This is a genomic window from Escherichia sp. MOD1-EC6021, from assembly GCF_002965245.1.
GTDB lineage: Bacteria > Pseudomonadota > Gammaproteobacteria > Enterobacterales > Enterobacteriaceae > Escherichia > Escherichia coli_F.
Window position 1 is genome coordinate 113407 of record NZ_PTRU01000004.1, and the last position, 22687, is coordinate 136093.

Consider the following 22687-nt stretch of genomic DNA (forward strand, 5'->3'; position numbering starts at 1 on the left):
CTTTTTTATTATTAAATCGTATTAGTCACCCGCCAGGTGTGACGAAAAAACGATGTTCTGATGGCGTCTAAGTGGATGGTTTAACATGAAATTACAACAACTTCGCTATATTGTTGAGGTGGTCAATCATAACCTGAATGTCTCATCAACGGCGGAAGGACTTTACACATCACAACCCGGGATCAGTAAACAAGTCAGAATGCTGGAAGACGAGCTAGGCATTCAAATTTTTTCCCGAAGCGGCAAGCACCTGACGCAGGTAACGCCAGCAGGACAAGAAATAATTCGTATCGCTCGTGAAGTCCTGTCGAAAGTCGATGCTATAAAATCGGTCGCCGGAGAGCACACCTGGCCGGATAAAGGCTCGCTGTATATCGCCACCACGCATACCCAGGCACGCTATGCGTTACCAAACGTCATCAAAGGCTTTATTGAGCGTTATCCTCGCGTTTCTTTGCATATGCACCAGGGCTCGCCGACACAAATTGCTGATGCTGTCTCTAAAGGCAATGCCGATTTCGCTATCGCCACAGAAGCGCTGCATCTGTATGAAGATTTAGTGATGTTACCGTGCTACCACTGGAACCGGGCTATTGTGGTAACCCCGGATCATCCTCTGGCAGGCAAAAAAGCCATTACCATTGAAGAACTGGCGCAATATCCGTTGGTGACATATACCTTCGGCTTTACCGGACGCTCAGAACTGGATACTGCCTTTAACCGCGCAGGGTTAACGCCGCGTATCGTCTTCACGGCAACGGATGCTGACGTCATTAAAACTTACGTCCGGTTAGGATTGGGGGTAGGGGTTATTGCCAGCATGGCGGTGGATCCGGTCGCCGATCCCGACCTGGTGCGCGTTGATGCTCACGATATCTTCAGCCACAGTACAACCAAAATTGGTTTTCGCCGTAGTACTTTTTTGCGCAGTTATATGTATGATTTCATTCAGCGTTTTGCACCGCATTTAACGCGTGATGTCGTTGATGCGGCTGTCGCATTGCGCTCTAATGAAGAAATTGAGGTCATGTTTAAAGATATAAAACTGCCGGAAAAATAATTTCTTGCGTTATTTTCGGCACCTTTTATGTAGCGAAGGTGCCGGAATATATTCTCTTTTGTTGCTTATTTGTATACTGTGCACAATATTTTTATCCCTCATATTTATAGGGTAAATTACCTGTAAAGTAGTGTCTAATTACCCGCCTCGCAAACTCCAGTTTTCAAATATCTATTTCAGGTCAAAAGATTGAATTATTCACTGGAGACGATTCGTAAATTCGCTGGATTTTTGACTAAAGTTTCTTTAGGATTTGTCTCATCGTATGATTAATTACACCAATCGTTCAACGTCTTGCTGATAAGTGATGGCGATTATATGAGGTTAGCAATGCCTTCTGGAAATCAGGAACCCCGCCGGGACCCTGAATTAAAACGCAAAGCCTGGCTAGCGGTATTTCTTGGTTCTGCACTTTTCTGGGTGGTTGTCGCACTGCTGATTTGGAAAGTGTGGGGATAACTATGGTCGGTCAGGAGCAACTGGAGTCGTCACCATTATGTCAGCATAGTGACAATGAACCAGTAACGAAACGGGAATGTTCCGTCGTTATTCCAGACGACTGGCAACTAACAACGCAGCAGCAAGCCTTTATAGAACTGTTTGCTGAAGATGATCAGCCGAAACAATAATTATCATCATTCTTATTACCCATTTTTAATGAATTAAAGGGCTTTTAATACACCGCAGCAATAACAGGTTGAGTTATCTCAACACAAAGTAATAACCGTTAAGGGTGTAGCCTATGATCAACACAAATATGAAATATTGGTCCTGGATGGGCGCATTTTCTCTGTCGATGCTCTTCTGGGCCGAACTCCTCTGGATCATTACTCACTGATCCCTGACCCCGCTGCGGCGGGGTTTTCATTTGCTTTGCCACAAGGTTTCTCCTCTTTTATCAATTTGGGTTGTTATCAAATCGTTACGCAATGTTTGTGTTATCTTTAATATTCACCCTGAAGAGAATCAGGGCTTCGCAACCCTGTCATTAAGGAGGAGCTATGTCGTCAACCCTACGAGAAGCCAGTAAGGACACGTTGCAGGCCAAAGATAAAACTTACCACTACTACAGCCTGCCGCTTGCTGCCAAATCACTGGGCGATATCACCCGTCTGCCTAAGTCACTCAAAGTTTTGCTCGAAAACCTGCTGCGCTGGCAGGATGGTAACTCGGTTACCGAAGAGGATATCTACGCGCTGGTGGGATGGCTGAAAAATGCCCATGCTGACCGTGAAATTGCCTACCGCCCGGCAAGGGTGCTGATGCAGGACTTTACCGGCGTACCTGCCGTTGTTGATCTGGCGGCAATGCGCGAAGCGGTTAAACGCCTCGGCGGCGATACTGCAAAGGTTAACCCGCTCTCACCGGTCGACCTGGTCATTGACCACTCGGTGACCGTCGATCGTTTTGGTGATGATGAGGCATTTGAAGAAAACGTGCGCCTGGAAATGGAGCGCAACCACGAACGTTATGTGTTCCTGAAATGGGGAAAGCAGGCGTTCAGTCGTTTTAGCGTCGTGCCGCCAGGCACAGGCATTTGCCATCAGGTTAACCTCGAATATCTCGGCAAAGCAGTGTGGAGCGAATTGCAGGACGGTGAATGGATTGCTTATCCGGATACACTCGTTGGTACTGACTCGCACACCACCATGATCAACGGCCTTGGCGTGCTGGGGTGGGGCGTTGGTGGGATCGAAGCCGAAGCCGCAATGTTAGGCCAGCCGGTTTCCATGCTTATCCCGGACGTAGTGGGCTTTAAACTCACCGGAAAATTACGTGAAGGTATTACCGCCACAGACCTGGTTCTCACTGTTACCCAAATGCTGCGCAAACATGGCGTGGTGGGGAAATTCGTCGAATTTTATGGTGATGGGCTGGATTCACTACCGCTGGCGGATCGCGCCACCATTGCCAATATGTCGCCAGAATATGGTGCCACCTGTGGCTTCTTCCCAATCGATGCTGTCACCCTCGATTACATGCGTTTAAGCGGGCGCAGCGAAGATCAGGTCGAGTTGGTCGAAAAATATGCCAAAGCGCAGGGCATGTGGCGTAACCCGGGCGATGAACCGATTTTTACCAGTACGTTAGAACTGGATATGAATGACGTTGAAGCGAGCCTGGCAGGGCCAAAACGCCCACAGGATCGCGTTGCACTGCCCGATGTACCAAAAGCATTTGCCGCCAGTAACGAACTGGAAGTAAATGCCACGCATAAAGATCGCCAGCCGGTCGATTATGTTATGAACGGACATCAGTATCAGTTACCTGATGGCGCGGTGGTCATTGCTGCGATAACGTCGTGCACCAACACCTCTAACCCAAGTGTGCTGATGGCCGCTGGTTTGCTGGCGAAAAAAGCTGTAACCCTGGGCCTCAAGCGGCAACCGTGGGTCAAAGCGTCGCTGGCACCAGGCTCGAAAGTCGTTTCTGATTATCTGGCAAAAGCGAAACTGACACCGTATCTGGATGAACTGGGATTTAACCTTGTGGGATACGGTTGTACCACCTGTATTGGTAACTCTGGTCCATTGCCCGATCCTATCGAAACGGCAATCAAAAAAGGCGATTTAACCGTCGGTGCGGTGCTGTCCGGCAACCGTAACTTTGAAGGCCGTATCCATCCGCTGGTTAAAACTAACTGGCTGGCCTCGCCGCCGCTGGTGGTTGCCTATGCGCTGGCGGGAAATATGAATATTAACCTCGCTTCTGAGCCTATTGGTCACGATCGTAAAGGCGATCCGGTATATCTGAAAGATATCTGGCCATCGGCACAAGAAATTGCCCGTGCGGTAGAACAAGTCTCCACAGAAATGTTCCGCAAAGAGTACGCAGAAGTTTTTGAAGGCACAGCAGAGTGGAAGGAAATTAACGTCACACGATCCGATACCTACGGTTGGCAGGAAGATTCAACCTATATTCGCTTATCGCCTTTCTTTGATGAAATGCAGGCAACACCAGCACCTGTGGAAGATATTCACGGTGCGCGGATCCTCGCAATGCTGGGGGATTCGGTTACCACTGACCACATTTCTCCGGCGGGCAGCATTAAGCCCGATAGCCCGGCGGGGCGATATCTACAAGGTCGGGGTGTTGAGCGAAAAGACTTTAACTCCTACGGTTCGCGGCGTGGTAACCATGAAGTGATGATGCGCGGCACCTTCGCCAATATTCGCATCCGTAATGAAATGGTGCCTGGCGTTGAAGGGGGGATGACGCGGCATCTACCTGACAGTGATGTCGTCTCTATTTATGATGCCGCGATGCGCTATAAGCAGGAGCAAACGCCGCTGGCGGTGATTGCCGGGAAAGAGTATGGGTCAGGCTCCAGCCGTGACTGGGCAGCAAAAGGTCCGCGTCTACTTGGCATTCGTGTTGTGATTGCCGAATCGTTTGAACGAATTCACCGCTCGAATTTAATTGGCATGGGCATCCTGCCGCTGGAATTTCCGCAAGGCGTGACGCGTAAAACGTTAGGGCTAATCGGGGAAGAGAAGATTGATATTGTCGATCTGCAAAGTCTACAACCCGGTGCGACGGTTCCGGTGACGTTTACGCGCGCGGATGGTAGCCAGGAAGTCGTACCCTGCCGTTGTCGTATCGACACCGCGACGGAGTTGACCTACTACCAGAACGACGGCATTTTGCATTATGTCATTCGTAATATGTTGAAGTAACGAGTATTTGCTTGCCGGTTATTTTGCTTCCGGCAAGCAAATGAATTACACAATGCAAGAGGGTTATTTGTTCAGCAAATGACCCATTTTCTCGGCTTTGGTATCGAGATAATGTTCGTTATTGGGGTTACGACCTACAATCAACGGTACGCGTTCAACAATATTAATCCCTGCTTCGGTCAGAATTTCGACTTTTTTCGGGTTGTTGGTTAACAAGCGGACTTCATTGACGCCAAGGAGTTTGAACATATCAGCGCAAAGAGTGAAGTCGCGCTCATCAGCGGCGAAGCCTAACTGGTGGTTAGCCTCTACAGTATCGTAACCTTGATCCTGCAGTGCATAAGCGCGGATTTTATTCAGCAGACCAATGTTACGACCTTCCTGACGGTGATACAGCAAAATACCACGGCCTTCTTCGGCAATTTGCGTCAGTGCCGCTTCGAGCTGGAAGCCACAATCGCAGCGCAAGCTGAACAGGGCGTCACCGGTCAGACATTCGGAATGGACGCGCGCAAGTACCGGGGTATGCCCGGAAATATCGCCATAGACTAGCGCGACATGATCGTGTCCGGTTGCCAGTTCTTCAAATCCCACCATCAGGAAATCGCCCCATGGGGTTGGCAGTTTGGCTTCTGCCACACGTTTAAGCTGCATGAAATTCTCCAGATAATGCTGGTTCTGTATTGGCTTATTTTGCCATAACGAGAAGGGGTTCACCTAATCACGACGCGTCGATCGTTCACGGAATGGCACAAATCTGTCAATTTTTCCTGGAACTGGCATTTTCAGTTATGATTGTGGGACTTATCAAAAAGGAGATGCCATGCGTTCGATTGCCAGACGTACCGCAGTGGGAGCTGCACTATTGCTTGTTATGCCGGTAGCCGTATGGATTTCTGGCTGGCGTTGGCAACCTGGAGAACAAAGTTGGCTACTAAAAGCAGCTTTTTGGGTTACTGAAACTGTCACTCAGCCCTGGGGCGTCATTACACATTTGATTTTATTCGGCTGGTTTCTCTGGTGTCTGCGTTTTCGCATTAAGGCTGCCATTATGTTATTTGCCATTCTGGCGGCGGCAATCCTTGTGGGACAAGGCGTTAAATCCTGGATCAAAGACAAAGTCCAGGAACCACGACCTTTTGTAATCTGGCTGGAAAAAACACATCATATTCCGGTTGATGAGTTCTACACTTTAAAGCGAGCAGAACGCGGAAATTTAGTGAAAGAACAGTTGGCTGAAGAGAATAATATCCCACAATATTTGCGTTCACACTGGCAGAAAGAGACGGGGTTTGCCTTTCCTTCCGGTCACACGATGTTTGCTGCCAGTTGGGCGCTGTTGGCCGTTGGGTTGCTGTGGCCGCGTCGGCGAACGTTAACCATTGCTATCTTGCTGGTCTGGGCAACAGGAGTCATGGGAAGCCGCCTGCTACTCGGGATGCATTGGCCGCGCGATCTGGTGGTAGCTACGTTGATTTCGTGGGCGCTGGTGGCGATAGCAACGTGGCTTGCACAACGAATTTGTGGGCCATTAACACCACCTGCGGAAGAAAATCGCGAAATTGCGCAACGAGAACAAGAAAGTTAACGCTGGTTGATTTTCCGAATTTAGCCCTTAAATCATCAACAATGCGCGTGGTTGCCATTTCGCAGACGGCGCGAAAATGGTACTTTAAAGGGCTATTGCGGTAAGTTGACCATAATTTATTCGCTCTAACCACATAACGGGAAGTAATGTGAAATATTTACTCATTTTCTTACTGGTGTTAGCGATCTTCGTGATTTCGGTCACGTTGGGTGCGCAGAACGATCAACAGGTGACGTTTAATTATCTGTTAGCGCAAGGGGAGTACCGTATTTCCACATTGCTGGCGGTATTGTTTGCTGCGGGGTTTGCTATCGGTTGGCTGATTTGCGGCCTGTTCTGGCTGCGAGTTCGTGTTTCCCTGGCGCGCGCTGAACGTAAAATAAAGCGACTGGAAAACCAGCTTTCACCCGCGACTGACGTGGCTGTAGCGCCGCATTCGTCAGCGGCGAAGGAATAACTTTCTATGCTGGAGTTGTTGTTTCTGCTTTTGCCTGTAGCCGCTGCCTATGGCTGGTATATGGGCCGCAGAAGTGCGCAACAAAACAAGCAAGATGAAGCCAACCGCTTGTCGCGTGATTACGTAGCGGGGGTTAACTTTCTGCTTAGTAATCAACAGGATAAAGCGGTAGACCTGTTTCTCGATATGCTTAAAGAGGATACGGGTACCGTTGAAGCCCACCTTACGCTCGGAAACCTGTTCCGTTCGCGTGGCGAAGTTGATCGCGCTATTCGCATCCATCAGACCCTAATGGAAAGCGCTTCGCTGACCTATGAACAGCGTCTGTTGGCGATTCAACAGCTGGGGCGTGATTACATGGCCGCCGGGTTATACGACCGCGCGGAAGACATGTTCAATCAACTGACCGATGAAACTGACTTCCGCATTGGCGCGCTGCAACAGTTGCTACAAATCTACCAGGCTACCAGCGAGTGGCAGAAAGCAATTGATGTTGCCGAACGCCTGGTGAAGCTGGGTAAAGATAAGCAGCGCGTCGAAATTGCTCATTTCTACTGCGAGTTAGCCCTACAGCATATGGCCAGCGACGATCTCGATCGTGCCATGGCCTTGTTAAAAAAAGGTGCGGCGGCAGATAAAAACAGCGCCCGCATATCTATCATGATGGGACGCGTATTTATGGCGAAAGGAGAATACGCCAAAGCCGTCGAAAGTTTGCAACGCGTGATATCCCAGGACAGAGAATTGGTCAGCGAAACGCTGGAAATGCTGCAAACCTGCTACCAGCAGTTGGGTAAAACTGCCGAATGGGCTGAGTTCCTGCAGCGCGCGGTGGAAGAGAACACCGGTGCCGATGCTGAACTAATGCTTGCGGACATCATCGAAGCGCGCGACGGTAGTGAGGCCGCACAGGTCTATATTACGCGTCAGCTTCAGCGTCATCCGACCATGCGTGTGTTCCATAAGCTAATGGATTACCACTTAAATGAAGCGGAAGAAGGGCGTGCCAAAGAGAGTCTGATGGTGCTGCGTGACATGGTTGGCGAGAAGGTGCGTAGTAAGCCTCGTTATCGCTGCCAGAAATGTGGTTTTACCGCATACACCCTCTACTGGCATTGTCCATCTTGTCGGGCCTGGTCAACCATTAAACCGATTCGCGGTCTTGATGGCCTGTAATTTTTAAAAAAATCCGACTTTAGTTACAACATACTAATTATTGATGTTCCATTGTGCTCCGGTAACTCGGGCGCAGAAAAGCCTGCCAGGGGAAAAATCGCAACTGTTAATTTTTTATTTCCACGGGTAGAATGCTCGCCGTTTACCTGTTTCGCGCCACTTCCGGTGCCCATCATCAAGAAGGTCTGGTCATGACGTTAACTGCTTCATCTTCTTCCCGCGCTGTTACGAATTCTCCTGTGGTTGTTGCCCTTGATTATCATAATCGTGATGCCGCGCTGGCCTTTGTCGACAAGATCGACCCACGCGATTGTCGTCTGAAAGTCGGCAAAGAGATGTTTACGCTGTTTGGACCTCAATTTGTACGCGAACTTCAACAGCGTGGTTTTGATATCTTCCTCGACCTGAAATTTCACGATATTCCCAACACTGCAGCGCACGCTGTCGCTGCTGCAGCTGACTTAGGCGTGTGGATGGTGAATGTTCACGCCTCCGGTGGGGCGCGTATGATGACCGCAGCGCGTGAGGCACTCGTCCCGTTTGGCAAAGATGCACCGCTTTTGATTGCTGTGACGGTGTTGACGAGCATGGAAGCCAGCGACCTGGCCGATCTTGGCGTGACGCTGTCACCTGCAGATTATGCAGAACGTCTGGCGGCACTGACGCAAAAATGTGGCCTTGATGGTGTGGTGTGTTCTGCTCAGGAAGCTGTGCGCTTTAAACAGGTATTCGGTCAGGAGTTCAAACTGGTTACGCCGGGCATTCGTCCGCAGGGGAGTGAAGCTGGTGACCAGCGCCGCATTATGACGCCAGAACAGGCGTTGGCGGCTGGTGTTGATTATATGGTGATTGGTCGCCCGGTAACGCAATCGGTAGATCCAGCGCAAACGCTGAAAGCGATCAACGCCTCTCTACAGCGGAGTGCATGATGAGTGATTCCAACAGCCGTCTGGTCTACTCAACGGAAACCGGACGTATTGATGAGCCAAAAGCGGCCCCTGTACGCCCTAAAGGCGACGGTGTGGTGCGTATTCAGCGTCAGACCAGTGGACGTAAAGGTAAGGGCGTTTGCTTGATTACCGGTGTCGATCTCGATGATGCCGAACTGACAAAACTGGCAGCGGAACTGAAGAAAAAATGCGGCTGCGGCGGGGCAGTTAAAGATGGAATTATTGAAATCCAGGGTGATAAGCGCGATTTATTAAAATCACTGCTTGAAGCGAAAGGGATGAAGGTAAAACTCGCCGGCGGTTAACATAAAAAGCCACGGATATATCCGTGGCTTTAGAATATTTTACTGTGTGTATTATTCAGTTATTTCGTACTGAACAGAATCAAGCGTATTATAATTGCGAGTCGATAATCGACATTTATTTACGATTATTTACCGACCTGGTGACCAATAACACCACCGACGGCTGCACCACCTAATGTACCCAGCGTACTGCCATCGGTCAGTACTGCACCGCCTAATGCACCTGCGCCCGCGCCAATTGCGGTGTTACGGTCTCGTTTAGACCAGTTAGAACAGGCACTCAGAGACATTGCCAGGGTAATTGCCAGAACAGCCGCGGTCATTTTTTTGCTCGTTACAAACATAATACTCTCTCCTGAATTTATGATTCACGGAAGTAAGCTCTCTATAACTATAATAGCTAAGAATAAGCCTGGTGAAATTATTCCGTGAAATCCGCTCGCGCGCAGGGTTATATCACGCAGGTGATAATGACTTCCTGTTATATCGCTGATAATAATTTTATATCTTGAGAGTGTTAATAACAGGTAAATAGTCTTAATTATCAACCAGGAATCATCTTAGAGCGGATGATTTGCAAAACAGCAAATCATCCGTAGAGAAGGGAAATGGTTAAATGTCAACGACGTGAACGGTGAGTTTACTGTGCTCAAGATGCATCAGATCGCTGGCGCGTATTTTCGAATCGGTAATCACGCGATTGAATCGCTCAACGGGGCCGATGGAGTATGAATGTACAGCACCAAATTTCGAACTGTCAGTCAGGACTATCGCTTCGCACTCTTTTTCCAGCACGGCATTGACCACATCGGTACGCATCATATCGCGACCGGTAAACCCAGTTTCAGGCTGCCAGCCATCAATACCAATAAATGCCTTGCTGAAATGCACCTGTTGGATGCAATGACGTGTCAGAGGGCCAACCATACTTTCGCTTTTTTTCTGGTACACGCCACCGAGTAAAATGACTTCACAAGGCGCGTCTTTCAGCAAATGTGCAATATAGCTGCTGACCGTGATGATAGTGACATTTTTCTTCTGCTCGCCCAGAGTCCGGGCGAGTAGTGCATTGCTGCTGCCATTTTCGATAAAGATAGTTTCGCCCGGTTGAACCAGTGACGCGGCAAACTCGGCGAGTTCACGCTTCAGTGTATAGTTGCTCATCATACGGGTTTCGACGTCATCACTATCAAGCGAAACTGCAAAGCCATGTGCACGGCGGAGGTAACTCAGTTTTTCGAGGGTGTTGAGATCCTGGCGAATGGTAACTTCAGAAACTCCAGTGGCTTTTGCCAGATCGGTTACGCTAACCTGACCCTGGTCAATGACCATCTGTAGAATAGTTTGTTGTCGGGAATTCATCGCTGTAATTCTTATAACGTTATAATACTTAATAAAAAAATACTGACGCGCCGGGCATCCTCAAATAGGAAAACCTGAAGGCACGATTGTTAAATCTCCCACGGTGCCTTCGGGATGTCTGGCGTAGATTCAGCAACCTGGCGCAAGAGTTCTGCTTTAAGTATCTCGAGATTATGGATCGCAGAGTGGTAATCGCCTGCCACAAGGATATCTAACACAATATCAATACGTTCGGCAACGCGCTGGGCATCAAATTCAGACATCAAGGACATCCTTATAGCAAAAGGGAGAAAATGAATAATGCAAAAATTGCCGCTAAAAGAGAAGTGTTTAACGGCAACGGCTAATTATCATCCGGGAATACGATATATAATGACGGAATACATCGCTAAGTATATATATTCATCTACTTATGCGCGCTTCAGATAGCGTTTATACCAGCGTTCGAAGGCGACGGCGGGCATTGGTTTGGCAAACAAAAATCCTTGCCGCTCATTGATCCCGTTCTTGGTTAAAAAAGCATCTTCCTTTTTACTCTCCACTCCTTCAGCGATCACCTGAAGATTCAATGCCTGGGCCACAGCGACGATCGCCCGGACCAGCGACTGCGATACAGGTTGTTTGTGAATATCTCGAACAAAAACCTGGTCAAGTTTAATCGCATCGATCGGAAAGCGCGCCAGTTGCGAAAGTGAAGAGTAGCCGGTACCAAAATCGTCCAGATGCACTTGCGCACCTAGTTGGCTAAATTGTTGAATAACAGACAGTGCCAGTTCATCATTCTCAATCAGGCAGCTCTCCGTCAGTTCAACATCAATAGGGCAGTATTCAAAATTGAGTTCCTGGAGAACCTGTTTCAGGGCGGTGAAAATGGTTTGATCGGCGAGCTGACGTGCAGAAATGTTTACCGCAACTCGCAGGTTAATGCCTTTATCCCGCCACTTCGCCACCTGGCGTACGACATCGAGAATCACCCAACGGCCTAAAGGCACAATTAGCCCTGACTCTTCGGCGTAGGAAATAAAGTCCAACGGTGGAATCAACCCACGTTCAGGTGACTGCCAACGTACTAAAGCTTCCAGACTGCGTACTTCGCCACGCCAGGTGATTTTCGGTTGATAGTGAATAACCAACTGATCGTTTTCCAGTGCTTTACGCAAGTTGGTATCCAGCCAGAGATATTCAAATACCCGCTGATTCATTTCTGGGGTAAAAACGCAAAATTGTCCTCGTCCGCCTTCCTTCGCTGTGTACATTGCTGTGTCGGCGTGACGAATAATAGCCGCGCTGTCCGAACCATGTTCGGGAGAGAGTGAAATACCCACTGAACAGCTGGTATAAACTTCAATTAAACCAATGCGGAAGGGGAGTCGTAAGCGGGTCAAAATTCGTGATGCCATTGCTTCCAGCGCGCTTTGTGAGGTATTGGATGCCAGTACCAGAAACTCATCGCCACCTGGACGCGCCAACACCTGATCATGTTCGAGACAGCTTAAAATGGCCAATGACACTTCGCGTAATAGCTGGTCACCAAACAAATGCCCATAAGCGTCGTTGACCTTTTTAAAATTATCCAAATCAAGATACACAACCCCAACTTTATTGTTATCTGCCTGATTAATGGCGTGATCGATTAACTCCTGCATTGCGTTACGATTCGGCAGTCCGGTGATACTGTCGGTATTTGCCAGAATACGCAGTCGCTCCTGAGCGCGGCGCTCTTCGGTAATGTCGGTGCCGGAACAGATTAAAAAAATCTCGTTCTTGCCACTGCCGCTGTGGACAAATTTATTGCGAAACAGAAACAGCCGCTGGCCTTTACGTGTTGGTATCCACAGTTCGACTTCATATGCATTGCCGCTTCGAAAAAATACACGGTTATTGCGCCTGGATGCCGCAGCTTCACGACGGCTCATAAACAGTTTAAACACGCTTTGCCCAATGACGTCGTGTTCTTTCAACCCTGTGTAATCTTCACATAACCGATTGAAGCGTTGGATATTCCCCCGACTGTCGAGAATCACTATTGCGGAATGTGCTTCAGAAACTACCTGCTCAGCAAAGGAAAGCCCGTGTGATAAATCACGAGCAACCGCCGGTGTGTCATGCCATGCCGACGCGTTGCCAGCCCATTCCCGTTTATTGATTTTTCGTCCTACCAGATGCACAGAAAGATCGCTTTCATCGACGGTCAGACTCATCATCAGGCTGGAAGTGATGACCGTCATTTCCCTGATGCGAGCAGCCTGTTCGGCAGATAACTGCAACGTACGTTCAGGTTCTGTGGTTTCGGTGGTAGAAAAGCGCAAAACATCGCTGCTTTCCGTCAACCGCCAGTATGGATTGTGCGATCCGAGAAAGTTGTACAACGTTGTGGACTCCCTAACGGTTTTCATGATGCATATCCTCCGGTTAACAGCGGAGTCCGCGGTTAAATAAAAGGAACAACATGACTTACATGAAATTAACGGCGGCTAAACGCATTGTTTTTTTTATCTATTTATTTGTAATCCAGTTTTGGAAAAACGCCAGTTTTCAAACGAAAGTCAGTTAAAAATCTGCCGGGATATGGCGAAGGTGGAGCGGGGAAATAAACGGCCCATTCATGAGGAATGGGCCGTGAAAGGAGATTACGCGACCGGGCGTGCAATAATGCTGCGGGTTTCCATGCGGACTTCGGCAATGGTGACGTCAATAACGTCGGTCACTTTGTAAGCCGTTTCACCTTTAATTTGTACAGTGCCGTTTTCCTGGCTGCAAACCAGTTCATCGCGCACAGCGTGTAAGAAAGGTGCTGGAATAAAGGCGATAGCGCCGTTATCAACCAAACGCACACGCATGCCGCCACGGCTGATATCGACAATTTCCGCCGCGAAACGGGTGTCGGTCCCGGCTTTGTCTTTCAGGAAGCGTGCGTATAACCAGTCGCCAACATCACGTTCTGCCATTCGGTTGAGACGGCGACGCTCGGCCATTTGGACAGTGATTTCATCCTGCGGACGCGTCGCAGTTTCGCCTTTGATAACCGCTTTCAGCAGACGGTGGTTGATCATGTCGCCATATTTACGGATTGGCGAAGTCCAGGTGGCGTATGCTTCCAGACCGAGGCCAAAGTGAGGACCGGGTTCAGTGCTAATTTCAGCAAATGACTGGAAGCGACGAATGCGGCTGTCGAGGAAACCAGTTGGTTGCGCATCCAGTTCACGACGCAGTTTGCAGAAACCGTCCAGCATGAGCACTTCTTCGGCATCGACATGCAGACCGTGGGTTTTCAGCAACGCCGCCAGCGCGTCGGCATTCGCCGGATCAAAGCCCATATGCACGTTATAGATGCCAAAACCGAGCTTATCGCGCAGTACGCGGGCCGCACAAATGTTAGCGGCAATCATCGCTTCTTCGACGATACGATTGGCAATGCGACGAGGCTCGGCGACGATATCCAGCACTTCACCTTTTTCACCGAGAATAAAGCGGTAATCCGGGCGATCTTTAAATACCAGTGCGTGGTTATTACGCCACTCGCCACGGCGTTGGCAAATTTGCGCTAACAAACGGACTTGTTCGGCAATTGCTTCACTTTCAGGCTGCCAGTCACCGGTATTTTCCAGCCAGTCAGAGACCTGGTCATACACCAGCTTCGCTTTGGATTCGATGGTGGCGGCAAAGAATTCGATATTATCTTCAATGGTGCCATCAGCGGAGAGCGTCATGCGGCATGCCAGTACCGGGCGGACTTCATTGGCGCGCAGTGAGCAGAGATCGTCAGAAAGCTCGCGAGGCAGCATAGGGATGTTGAAGCCAGGCAGATAGTTGGTGAATGCGCGAATTTTCGCGGCTTTGTCCAGCTTGCTGCCTTCTGCGATCCACGCGGTTGGATCGGCAATCGCCACAATCAGCTGCAGTTTGTCATCCGGCAACGCCTTAGCGAAAAGGGCATCATCCATATCTTCCGTGCTGGCACTGTCGATGGTGACAAAATCCAGTGCTGTCAGATCTTCACGAACCAGACCTTCATCGAGCATTTCGGTAGCGACGCCGTCTGGTGCTTCTTTTTCCAGGTTATGGCGCGCCAGGGTAACCCACCACGGTACAAAGTGGTCGTCACCAAAAGTGATGTATTGTGTCAGTTCAGCATAGAAAGAACGATCGCCTTTCAGCGGATGACGGCGCATTTCGGCAACCGCCCAGTCGCCTTCTTTAAACTCGTGGGTCAGGCCACGGGCTGCGCGACAAGGAATAGCGTCTTTTAACAGTGGATGATCAGGAACGATGGCCAGACGGTCATTTTTGCCCTGGACTTTACCCACGAAACGAGTCAGAAACGGCTCAACCAGTTCTTCTGGCTCTGCGGATTCACGATCTTTTTCACTGTGGATCACTGCGATAATTCGGTCGCCATGCATGACTTTTTTCATCTGCGGCGGCGGAATGAAATAACTTTTTTGCGCGTCGACTTCCAGGAAGCCAAAGCCTTTTTCTGTGGCTTTTACCACCCCTTCAGCGCGTGGCGTCTGGGAATGCAGTTGCTGTTTAAGCTGCGCTAGCAGCGGGTTGTCCTGAAACATAATTGTCTATTTTGGTGGCCATTAGAGCGGCTGACAGTTTTACGCGAATCTGTCTGACGCAGCAAGGTTAATATGTCTCACCCAATGCGATTTTTAAGCGATTTATCCAGCCACACATCCCGCTCCATACCAGCAGATTAATAATCTGCGTTGATGATTTTTCGTGTTCGAGTAATGGACTGAATTGGGCTGCGCTAAAGCGATCGGGTGCTCGGGTCAGCCATTGTATCGCCTGAACGGTAGCGCGCTCAACAGAATGACGGTCAGCCCATTGGTTAATTTCATTTTCGCCCTTGCGCAGAAGGGGGCTGATTTTTTTATATTCATTTGATGAATTCATACAGGCAGCAAAACAAGCAGGACTGCCATTAATACGCGCGCATAACAACGCCGCAAGCTTATTATCCGGCTGTGTATTGACCCGTGTGCTGTTTAACAACTTTTCGAGAAGGGAAAGTGAAATAGGGTGGAGAGAGAGTGTTTCGGTCAGTTGGCAAAGTTCTGCATTAGAACTTTTTGTGTGCTCTTCAGGTAGTTTTTCCACCTCATAGCTGCTTCGCCAGCGTATTGATTCATCAGCAAACAGTGACGCGTCGGCGTAGTTTTGTATCTCCAGACCGGGTAACCAGCGTACCGAATGCCCGAGATAAGCCTGAAATGTCGCAATTGTCCGCGCCTGAAAGCCAATAAAACCAATTATTTGGTTGATTATCACACAGTCCCAGGCAGTAAGACCGACGTCATTCAGATGTTGGCGCGATCGGTTGTCGATAATAGAAGGCGAGCTGGCCAGTTGGCGGGCATATTGCGTGATTTGTGCCAACCGATGATTGCTTTCCCTGGAGGAATCAGGTCCGGGGAGCGGTGTAAGTCGCGCCGAATAGTAGTTGCACAACCGCTGGACGCCGCAAACCTGAGCAACCGTCAGGGCCGTCGACAAACGTTCATAAGCGGTGAAGGTCTGTGAACGGGTCACAGTAAGCTGGTCAGGGAACAACTCCGCTGCAAGAATGCGCGCCGGGACCATCCATGAAAGGAAGGGGGCCAGCGTTTCTTCATCAAGGATCACGTCGAGCAGAAAGGGATCGCGAACCTTTGCGGCTTCCGGGACCAGAGGCAGAACGTCATTCTCCGCAGTACTGGATTGCGTTTCATGATACCAGTGGCTTTTGCCGGTGATGTGGCGTTGTTCCATGGGCGCTCCTTGGTCGTAAAGGAAATCGTTATCCTGACGCAAGGCGGGAAGGGGAGAAAGACGGATCGGCGATAACAAATATCAGAAAGGTATAACAGAGATAACGGGCGGCAGAACGCCGCCCATCTTGACCAACAGAACGATTATTTCAGTTCGAGTTCGTTCATTGCAGCGATGCTGAAACCGCCGTCAACGTGGACCACTTCACCGGAGATACCGGCAGAGAGATCGGAGCACAGGAATGCCGCAGAGTTACCCACATCTTCAATAGTAACGGTACGGCGAATCGGGGTAACGGCTTCGCAATGAGCCAGCATTTTGCGGAAATCTTTGATACCGGAAGCCGCCAGAGTACGGATCGGACCAGCAGAGATGGCGTTAACACGCACACCTTCCGGACCCATCGCGTTCGCCATATAGCGCACGTTCGCTTCCAGAGACGCTTTTGCCAGACCCATAACGTTGTAGTTCGGGATAGCGCGCTCAGCGCCAAGGTAGGAAAGGGTCAGCAGGGCAGAACCCGGATTCAGCATGGAGCGGCAAGCTTTTGCCATTGCAACGAAGCTGTAGGAGCTGATGTCGTGGGCAATTTTGAAGCCTTCACGAGTAACGGCGTTAACATAGTCACCATCCAGCTGATCGCCAGGTGCAAAACCAATAGAGTGTACGAAACCGTCAAATTTCGGCCAAACTTTCCCCAGTTCAGCGAACATGGTGTCGATGCTGGCATCTTCGGCAACATCGCACTGCAGAACTATGTCAGAACCCAATTGAGCGGCAAATTCTTCTACGCGGCCTTTCAGTTTGTCGTTCTGGTAGGTGAATGCCAGTTCAGCTCCTTCGCGGTGCATCGCCTGAGCGATACCGTAGGCGATGGACAGTTTGCTGGCAACACCGGTTACCAGAATGCGCTTACCGGAAAGAAAACCCATAGCTTTAATCCTTATTGTTGATGCTTGTTGTGCCTGAAAATCAGGCGATTCGTCGTTTTAGTAAACAGTACGAACAGATAAACGGTTATTATAATCAACCTGGCTGTGAGTGGCTATAGTTGCGCTTTCTGTAGCGGAGAGAAGCTGCGGTACAGAGCATTATGCGTTATCTACTCCTGACGCCTGCAAGGGGGAGGTTGGGGAAATATCTTATAGAATCTGACTTTGAAACTATTCGTATTAGCTCCGATAAGTTTGATGATGAAAACAGAACTGGCGACAACAAGTCGCTGTCTTTCTGATGAATTGACTCCAACTTAATATTGTCAACTATCTTCACAGAATCTCCACAATCTCTTCATTATCAGAATATGCATCATGAATAAATAAAAATACTTTCCATTACTTTGGAGAAACGTATAATTAGCAAAAATGAGAATGATCATTCTCACTAAGTGATAGGCCAGGAGACAGAAATGACCAGCAAGCTGGAGATACGCCACAAACAGCGTCAGGATGAAATCATTAACGCCGCCCGTCGGTGTTTTCGTCGCTGCGGATTTCATGCCGCCAGTATGTCGCAAATTGCCAGTGAAGCTCAGCTTAGCGTGGGTCAGATATATCGTTACTTCGCCAACAAAGACGCCATTATTGAAGAGATGGTTCGCCGTATCATCGACTTTCGTATTGCCCAAATGGACATTGACGCGCGTACCGATCACTTCCCGGAAGTCCTTGCCTTGCGTAAATCCTTAAATGAGGACGACGACGCGCTGATGCTGGAAGTGGCTGCAGAAGCCACACGCAACTCGCGGGTTATGGCAATGCTTGAAGAAGCTGACGCCAGAATGTTCGCTAACGGTTGTGCACATATGAAAAGAATGCATCCCCATCTTAGCGACGATCACATTCGTTGCTGCGTTGAAGTGTTTGCTACCATGATGGAAGGTACGGTTTATCGTCGTTTAACACCGCAAAAAAGCGATCCACAACATCTGCAGGAAATATATCAGGATATTGTTAGTATGTTGATAAATAAATAAGAACAGAATTAACCAATAGCGGGGGATATTAATCCCCCTTATTTCATTGCGAAATTCATTTCGCGATGCGGGTTCGTTATAACTGAATATCCCTGACATATCCTCATTAATTTCAATGAGGAGGGTATTTCTCACCCTGGAGAAAATAATGAAGTATATAGCAACATCTGTAGTGGCAATGCTGCTCTTATCGGGTTGTGATAATACGCAAAGTAACAATTCATCCCCGTCAGAAACAGAAGTCGGCGTTGTTACGCTCAAATCTCAACCGGTTTCGGTAGTCAGTGAATTAACCGGACGCACCAGTGCTGCGCTCAGTGCTGAAGTACGTCCGCAGGTTGGGGGAATTATCCAGAAACGCTTATTTAAGGAAGGTGATCTGGTCAAGGCTGGACAGCCTCTCTACCAGATTGATGCGGCCAGTTATCAGGCTGCATGGAATGAAGCCCGGGCAGCATTACAACAAGCACAGGCACTGGTAAAAGCCGATTGCCAGAAAGCGCAGCGTTATGCCCGACTGGTGAAAGAGAATGGTGTTTCACAACAGGATGCTGATGATGCTCAGTCTACCTGTGCACAAGATAAAGCCAGTGTAGAGGCGAAAAAAGCCGCACTGGAAACTGCGCGCATTAATCTTGACTGGACCACGGTAACCGCACCGATTTCGGGGCGTATTGGTATTTCGTCGGTAACCCCTGGCGCACTGGTGACCGCGTCGCAGGATACAGCGTTAACGACTATTCGTGGTCTGGATACAGTGTATGTCGACCTCACTCGCTCCAGTGTCGATTTATTACGTCTGCGTAAACAGTCACTGGCGACCAACAGTGACACCATGAGCGTCTCACTTATTCTGGAAGATGGCACAACCTACAGCGAAAAAGGGCGTCTGGAACTCACCGAAGTCGCTGTAGATGAGTCTACCGGTTCGGTGACATTACGGGCGATTTTCCCCAATCCACAACAGCAGTTATTACCGGGAATGTTTGTTCGCGCTCGTGTCGATGAAGGCGTGATGGAAGACGCTATTCTCGCGCCGCAACAGGGCGTCACGCGCGATGCTAAAGGCAATGCAACTGCGCTGGTGGTGAATAAAGACAATAAAGTAGAGCAGCGAACGCTCGAAACGGGAGAAACGTATGGTGATAAATGGCTGGTGCTGAACGGCCTGCACAACGGCGACCGACTGATTGTTGAAGGTTCTGCCAAAGTCACTTCAGGGCAGACCGTCAAGGCTGTTGAAGTTCAGGCTAATGGAGGCAACGCCTGATGTTTTCGCGCTTTTTTGTTCGCCGCCCGGTCTTTGCCTGGGTTATCGCCATTTTGATTATGTTGGCGGGGATTCTGGCTATTCGCACATTACCCGTCGCGCAATATCCTGACGTTGCACCGCCGACCATTAAAATTTCAGCCACTTATACTGGTGCTTCTGCCGAAACGCTGGAGAACAGCGTGACTCAGGTTATCGAGCAACAACTCACTGGGCTTGATAATTTACTCTATTTCAGCTCAACCAGTAGCTCTGATGGTTCGGTCAGTATTAATGTGACCTTTGAACAAGGTACCGATCCAGATACTGCACAGGTTCAGGTGCAGAATAAAATTCAGCAGGCGGAGTCGCGCCTACCCAGCGAAGTGCAGCAAACAGGTGTTACGGTGGAGAAATCACAAAGCAACTTTTTGCTGATTGCTGCCGTGTATGACACCACTGACAAAGCCTCCAGTTCGGATATCGCCGACTGGCTGGTCAGTAACGTTCAGGACCCCCTGGCGCGTGTTGAAGGTGTGGGGAGTCTGCAAGTCTTTGGCGCGGAATACGCTATGCGCATCTGGCTCGACCCGGCCAAACTGGCGTCTTACTCGCTGATGCCTTCAGACGTGCAAAGTGCTATTGAAGCGCAAAACGTGCAGGTTACTGCCGGGAAAATAGGGGCATTGCCTTCACCGGATACTCAGCAACTGACCGCAACGGTACGTGCGCAGTCTCGCTTGCAGACGGTGGATCAGTTCAAAAATATTATCGTGAAAAGCCAGTCAGACGGCGCAGTTGTTCGTATAAAAGATGTGGCTCGCGTTGAGATGGGCAGTGAAGATTATACCGCTATCGGCAAACTTAACGGTCACCCGTCTGCCGGGGTTGCTGTAATGCTTTCGCCCGGTGCGAATGCGCTGAATACGGCGACGCTGGTCAAGGATAAGATTGCCGAATTCCAGCGGAACATGCCGCAGGGATACGACATCGCATACCCGAAAGACAGCACTGAATTTATTAAAATTTCCGTAGAGGACGTAATTCAGACGCTGTTTGAAGCCATCGTATTGGTGGTTTGCGTGATGTATTTATTCCTGCAAAACCTGCGTGCCACACTGATTCCGGCGTTAGCTGTCCCCGTCGTTTTGCTGGGCACATTCGGCGTTCTTGCGTTGTTTGGCTATTCGATTAATACCCTGACGTTGTTTGCAATGGTGCTGGCGATCGGCTTGCTGGTGGACGATGCCATTGTGGTGGTGGAGAACGTCGAACGCATTATGCGTGACGAAGGGTTGCCCGCGCGTGAAGCCACGGAAAAATCAATGGGCGAGATTTCTGGCGCACTGGTTGCCATTGCGCTGGTGTTGTCAGCCGTATTCCTGCCGATGGCCTTCTTTGGGGGATCTACGGGCGTAATTTATCGTCAGTTCTCCATCACCATCATCTCCGCAATGCTGCTTTCCGTGGTGGTGGCATTGACCTTGACTCCCGCCCTGTGCGGTTCCGTCCTCCAGCATGTTCCGCCACATAAAAAAGGCTTTTTCGGCGCATTTAACCGCTTTTACCGCCGTACTGAAGATAAATATCAGCGAGGCGTAATTTATGTCCTGCGCCGTGCAGCCCGAACGATGGGGCTTTATGTCGTACTGGGTGGTGGAATGGCCCTGATGATGTGGAAACTGCCGGGCAGTTTCTTACCCACTGAAGACCAGGGCGAAATCATGGTGCAGTACACGCTGCCGGCCGGGGCGACCGCTGCCCGTACAGCAGAAGTGAATCGCCAGATTGTTGACTGGTTCCTGATTAACGAGAAAGCAAATACCGATGTCATCTTTACCGTTGATGGTTTCAGTTTTAGCGGCAGCGGACAGAACACCGGGATGGCGTTTGTTTCGTTGAAAAACTGGTCTCAACGTAAAGGGGCAGAAAACACCGCCCAGGCTATCGCCCTACGGGCAACCAAAGAGCTGGGCACAATTCGTGATGCCACGGTATTTGCGATGACGCCGCCAGCCGTTGATGGGCTGGGGCAAAGCAATGGTTTTACGTTTGAATTGTTAGCTAACGGTGGAACCGATCGTGAAACACTGCTGCAAATGCGTAATCAGTTGATAGAAAAAGCGAATCAAAGTCCGGAGTTACATTCTGTACGCGCCAATGATTTGCCACAAATGCCGCAATTGCAGGTAGATATTGATAGTAATAAAGCGGTGTCATTAGGGTTGAGTTTGAATGATGTCACCGACACCCTGTCCAGTGCGTGGGGCGGTACTTATGTGAATGACTTTATTGACCGTGGTCGTGTGAAAAAAGTCTACATTCAGGGCGACAGCGAATTTCGTTCCGCGCCGTCAGACTTAGGTAAATGGTTTGTGCGCGGCAGCGATAACGTCATGACACCATTCTCTGCTTTTGCGACCACCCGCTGGCTGTATGGACCGGAAAGACTGGTGCGCTACAACGGCTCGGCAGCCTATGAAATTCAGGGCGAAAACGCGACTGGCTTTAGTTCCGGCGATGCAATGACAAAAATGGAGGAACTGGCAAACAGTCTTCCTGCGGGAACAACCTGGGCCTGGAGTGGTTTGTCATTGCAGGAGAAACTGGCCAGCGGTCAGGCATTAAGTCTGTATGCAGTTTCTATTCTGGTGGTTTTCCTCTGCCTTGCAGCACTGTACGAAAGCTGGTCAGTCCCGTTCTCGGTCATTCTGGTGATCCCTCTGGGGCTTCTTGGCGCGGCGCTGGCGGCCTGGATGCGTGATTTAAACAACGACGTTTACTTCCAGGTAGCGCTATTAACTACTATCGGCTTGTCGTCGAAAAACGCCATTCTGATTGTGGAATTTGCTGAAGCGGCGGTTGCAGAGGGCTATTCCTTGAGTCGTGCGGCATTACGCGCGGCGCAGACTCGTTTACGCCCAATCATCATGACCTCGCTGGCGTTTATTGCGGGGGTAATGCCGCTGGCGATAGCAACCGGCGCAGGGGCGAACAGCCGCATCGCCATTGGTACGGGCATTATTGGCGGCACGCTGACCGCTACATTACTGGCCATTTTCTTCGTTCCTCTATTTTTTGTACTGGTGAAACGTTTGTTTGCCGGTAAACCGCGCCGTCAGGAGTAA

General features: G+C 49.7%; 23 protein-coding genes. 15 read left to right on the forward strand and 8 right to left on the reverse strand.

Annotated elements, in window-relative coordinates; genetic code table 11:
- The first annotated feature begins 85 nt into the window (after window positions 1-85).
- The 5 genes from cysB (at window position 86) to acnA (ending at window position 4737) form a co-directional block, all read left to right on the forward strand.
- Window positions 86-1060 (forward strand): HTH-type transcriptional regulator CysB, encoded by a 975-nt coding sequence (gene cysB, locus BEB54_RS06795; RefSeq protein ID WP_000776253.1) that lies wholly within the window; start codon window positions 86-88, stop codon window positions 1058-1060.
- 318 nt (window positions 1061-1378) lie between these two features.
- A complete protein-coding gene (locus BEB54_RS06800; RefSeq protein ID WP_001300896.1) occupies window positions 1379-1519 on the forward strand; it encodes a YmiA family putative membrane protein in 141 nt (46 codons plus the stop codon).
- A 2-nt stretch (window positions 1520-1521) separates the two neighbouring features.
- Entirely contained in the window at window positions 1522-1689 is a 168-nt protein-coding gene (gene yciX / locus BEB54_RS06805) for a protein YciX (protein ID WP_001353237.1), read from the forward strand.
- A 113-nt stretch (window positions 1690-1802) separates the two neighbouring features.
- Window positions 1803-1898: a small membrane protein YmiC gene (gene ymiC / locus BEB54_RS28555; protein WP_001310756.1), complete on the forward strand. Its 96-nt coding sequence runs from the start codon at window positions 1803-1805 to the stop codon at window positions 1896-1898.
- Window positions 1899-2061: 163 nt separating this feature from the next.
- Complete coding sequence (gene acnA / locus BEB54_RS06815) at window positions 2062-4737, forward strand: aconitate hydratase AcnA (RefSeq protein WP_105277388.1); 2676 nt, start codon at window positions 2062-2064, stop codon at window positions 4735-4737.
- A 63-nt stretch (window positions 4738-4800) separates the two neighbouring features.
- Here acnA and ribA read toward each other — a convergent pair whose 3' ends face one another.
- The gene (ribA, locus tag BEB54_RS06820; protein ID WP_001176295.1) at window positions 4801-5391 is read right to left on the reverse strand and encodes a GTP cyclohydrolase II; all 591 of its coding nucleotides are present in this window, start codon (window positions 5389-5391) and stop codon (window positions 4801-4803) included.
- Window positions 5392-5560: 169 nt separating this feature from the next.
- On the opposite strand from ribA, the gene pgpB reads away from it, so the two are divergent.
- The 5 genes from pgpB to yciH all read left to right on the forward strand — a co-directional run bounded on the left by pgpB (window position 5561) and on the right by yciH (window position 9213).
- Window positions 5561-6325, forward strand: a complete 765-nt coding sequence (gene pgpB, locus BEB54_RS06825) for a phosphatidylglycerophosphatase B (protein ID WP_105277389.1) — start codon at window positions 5561-5563, stop codon at window positions 6323-6325.
- 148 nt (window positions 6326-6473) lie between these two features.
- Window positions 6474-6782, forward strand: coding sequence for a lipopolysaccharide assembly protein LapA (gene lapA, locus BEB54_RS06830; RefSeq protein ID WP_000876284.1), 309 nt, complete (start codon window positions 6474-6476; stop codon window positions 6780-6782).
- Window positions 6783-6788: 6 nt separating this feature from the next.
- Entirely contained in the window at window positions 6789-7958 is a 1170-nt protein-coding gene (lapB, locus tag BEB54_RS06835) for a lipopolysaccharide assembly protein LapB (protein WP_105277390.1), read from the forward strand.
- Between the two features lie 191 nt (window positions 7959-8149).
- Complete coding sequence (pyrF, locus tag BEB54_RS06840; protein ID WP_000176265.1) at window positions 8150-8887, forward strand: orotidine-5'-phosphate decarboxylase; 738 nt, start codon at window positions 8150-8152, stop codon at window positions 8885-8887.
- Window positions 8887-9213: a stress response translation initiation inhibitor YciH gene (gene yciH / locus BEB54_RS06845; RefSeq protein WP_001353236.1), complete on the forward strand. Its 327-nt coding sequence runs from the start codon at window positions 8887-8889 to the stop codon at window positions 9211-9213. Before pyrF ends, yciH begins: the two co-directional genes overlap by 1 nt.
- A gap of 125 nt (window positions 9214-9338) precedes the next feature.
- Here the strand turns inward: yciH and osmB are convergent, their stop codons facing one another.
- From osmB to BEB54_RS06860, 3 genes are all read right to left on the reverse strand, one after another.
- Window positions 9339-9557, reverse strand: coding sequence for an osmotically-inducible lipoprotein OsmB (osmB, locus tag BEB54_RS06850; protein ID WP_000498253.1), 219 nt, complete (start codon window positions 9555-9557; stop codon window positions 9339-9341).
- A 268-nt stretch (window positions 9558-9825) separates the two neighbouring features.
- Window positions 9826-10575, reverse strand: a complete 750-nt coding sequence (gene yciT, locus BEB54_RS06855) for a DNA-binding transcriptional regulator YciT (protein ID WP_001088613.1) — start codon at window positions 10573-10575, stop codon at window positions 9826-9828.
- 89 nt (window positions 10576-10664) lie between these two features.
- The gene (locus tag BEB54_RS06860) at window positions 10665-10838 is read right to left on the reverse strand and encodes a YciZ family protein (RefSeq protein ID WP_001288368.1); all 174 of its coding nucleotides are present in this window, start codon (window positions 10836-10838) and stop codon (window positions 10665-10667) included.
- Window positions 10839-10875: 37 nt separating this feature from the next.
- On the opposite strand from BEB54_RS06860, the gene ymiD reads away from it, so the two are divergent.
- Entirely contained in the window at window positions 10876-11004 is a 129-nt protein-coding gene (ymiD, locus tag BEB54_RS29230) for a protein YmiD (protein ID WP_212736689.1), read from the forward strand.
- Here ymiD and pdeR read toward each other — a convergent pair.
- The gene (pdeR, locus tag BEB54_RS06865; RefSeq protein WP_000859968.1) at window positions 10986-12971 is read right to left on the reverse strand and encodes a cyclic di-GMP phosphodiesterase; all 1986 of its coding nucleotides are present in this window, start codon (window positions 12969-12971) and stop codon (window positions 10986-10988) included. The genes ymiD and pdeR overlap by 19 nt on opposite strands.
- A gap of 53 nt (window positions 12972-13024) precedes the next feature.
- Here pdeR and BEB54_RS06870 point away from each other — a divergent pair, with 53 nt between their 5' ends.
- Window positions 13025-13129 (forward strand): hypothetical protein, encoded by a 105-nt coding sequence (locus BEB54_RS06870; RefSeq protein WP_000221855.1) that lies wholly within the window; start codon window positions 13025-13027, stop codon window positions 13127-13129.
- Between the two features lie 76 nt (window positions 13130-13205).
- Here the strand turns inward: BEB54_RS06870 and BEB54_RS06875 are convergent, their stop codons facing one another.
- The 3 genes from BEB54_RS06875 to fabI form a co-directional block, all read right to left on the reverse strand.
- Window positions 13206-15140, reverse strand: a complete 1935-nt coding sequence (locus tag BEB54_RS06875) for an exoribonuclease II (RefSeq protein WP_105282154.1) — start codon at window positions 15138-15140, stop codon at window positions 13206-13208.
- A gap of 67 nt (window positions 15141-15207) precedes the next feature.
- Window positions 15208-16335 carry a carboxymuconolactone decarboxylase family protein gene (locus BEB54_RS06880; protein ID WP_032302932.1) on the reverse strand — a complete coding sequence of 376 codons (1128 nt, stop codon included), beginning with the start codon at window positions 16333-16335 and terminating at the stop codon, window positions 15208-15210.
- 143 nt (window positions 16336-16478) lie between these two features.
- Window positions 16479-17267 (reverse strand): enoyl-ACP reductase FabI, encoded by a 789-nt coding sequence (gene fabI, locus BEB54_RS06885; protein WP_000506490.1) that lies wholly within the window; start codon window positions 17265-17267, stop codon window positions 16479-16481.
- A gap of 476 nt (window positions 17268-17743) precedes the next feature.
- Between fabI and BEB54_RS06890 the strand changes: the two genes are divergently transcribed.
- The 3 genes from BEB54_RS06890 (at window position 17744) to BEB54_RS06900 (ending at window position 22687) form a co-directional block, all read left to right on the forward strand.
- Window positions 17744-18310 (forward strand): TetR/AcrR family transcriptional regulator, encoded by a 567-nt coding sequence (locus tag BEB54_RS06890; RefSeq protein ID WP_105277391.1) that lies wholly within the window; start codon window positions 17744-17746, stop codon window positions 18308-18310.
- A gap of 148 nt (window positions 18311-18458) precedes the next feature.
- Window positions 18459-19580, forward strand: coding sequence for an efflux RND transporter periplasmic adaptor subunit (locus BEB54_RS06895; protein WP_105282155.1), 1122 nt, complete (start codon window positions 18459-18461; stop codon window positions 19578-19580).
- Entirely contained in the window at window positions 19580-22687 is a 3108-nt protein-coding gene (locus BEB54_RS06900; RefSeq protein ID WP_170881842.1) for an efflux RND transporter permease subunit, read from the forward strand. The genes BEB54_RS06895 and BEB54_RS06900 overlap by 1 nt, the downstream gene beginning before the upstream one ends.

Coding starts and splice junctions, on each gene's coding strand:
- cysB (WP_000776253.1), top strand. CDS start 86: ATGAAATTACAACAACTTCGCTATATTGTTGAGGTGGTCAATCATAAC.
- BEB54_RS06800 (WP_001300896.1), top strand. CDS start 1,379: ATGAGGTTAGCAATGCCTTCTGGAAATCAGGAACCCCGCCGGGACCCT.
- yciX (WP_001353237.1), top strand. CDS start 1,522: ATGGTCGGTCAGGAGCAACTGGAGTCGTCACCATTATGTCAGCATAGT.
- ymiC (WP_001310756.1), top strand. CDS start 1,803: ATGATCAACACAAATATGAAATATTGGTCCTGGATGGGCGCATTTTCT.
- acnA (WP_105277388.1), top strand. CDS start 2,062: ATGTCGTCAACCCTACGAGAAGCCAGTAAGGACACGTTGCAGGCCAAA.
- ribA (WP_001176295.1), bottom strand. CDS start 5,391: ATGCAGCTTAAACGTGTGGCAGAAGCCAAACTGCCAACCCCATGGGGC.
- pgpB (WP_105277389.1), top strand. CDS start 5,561: ATGCGTTCGATTGCCAGACGTACCGCAGTGGGAGCTGCACTATTGCTT.
- lapB (WP_105277390.1), top strand. CDS start 6,789: ATGCTGGAGTTGTTGTTTCTGCTTTTGCCTGTAGCCGCTGCCTATGGC.
- pyrF (WP_000176265.1), top strand. CDS start 8,150: ATGACGTTAACTGCTTCATCTTCTTCCCGCGCTGTTACGAATTCTCCT.
- yciH (WP_001353236.1), top strand. CDS start 8,887: ATGAGTGATTCCAACAGCCGTCTGGTCTACTCAACGGAAACCGGACGT.
- osmB (WP_000498253.1), bottom strand. CDS start 9,557: ATGTTTGTAACGAGCAAAAAAATGACCGCGGCTGTTCTGGCAATTACC.
- yciT (WP_001088613.1), bottom strand. CDS start 10,575: ATGAATTCCCGACAACAAACTATTCTACAGATGGTCATTGACCAGGGT.
- BEB54_RS06860 (WP_001288368.1), bottom strand. CDS start 10,838: ATGTCTGAATTTGATGCCCAGCGCGTTGCCGAACGTATTGATATTGTG.
- ymiD (WP_212736689.1), top strand. CDS start 10,876: ATGCAAAAATTGCCGCTAAAAGAGAAGTGTTTAACGGCAACGGCTAAT.
- pdeR (WP_000859968.1), bottom strand. CDS start 12,971: ATGAAAACCGTTAGGGAGTCCACAACGTTGTACAACTTTCTCGGATCG.
- BEB54_RS06870 (WP_000221855.1), top strand. CDS start 13,025: ATGACTTACATGAAATTAACGGCGGCTAAACGCATTGTTTTTTTTATC.
- BEB54_RS06875 (WP_105282154.1), bottom strand. CDS start 15,140: ATGTTTCAGGACAACCCGCTGCTAGCGCAGCTTAAACAGCAACTGCAT.
- BEB54_RS06880 (WP_032302932.1), bottom strand. CDS start 16,335: ATGGAACAACGCCACATCACCGGCAAAAGCCACTGGTATCATGAAACG.
- fabI (WP_000506490.1), bottom strand. CDS start 17,267: ATGGGTTTTCTTTCCGGTAAGCGCATTCTGGTAACCGGTGTTGCCAGC.
- BEB54_RS06890 (WP_105277391.1), top strand. CDS start 17,744: ATGACCAGCAAGCTGGAGATACGCCACAAACAGCGTCAGGATGAAATC.
- BEB54_RS06895 (WP_105282155.1), top strand. CDS start 18,459: ATGAAGTATATAGCAACATCTGTAGTGGCAATGCTGCTCTTATCGGGT.
- BEB54_RS06900 (WP_170881842.1), top strand. CDS start 19,580: ATGTTTTCGCGCTTTTTTGTTCGCCGCCCGGTCTTTGCCTGGGTTATC.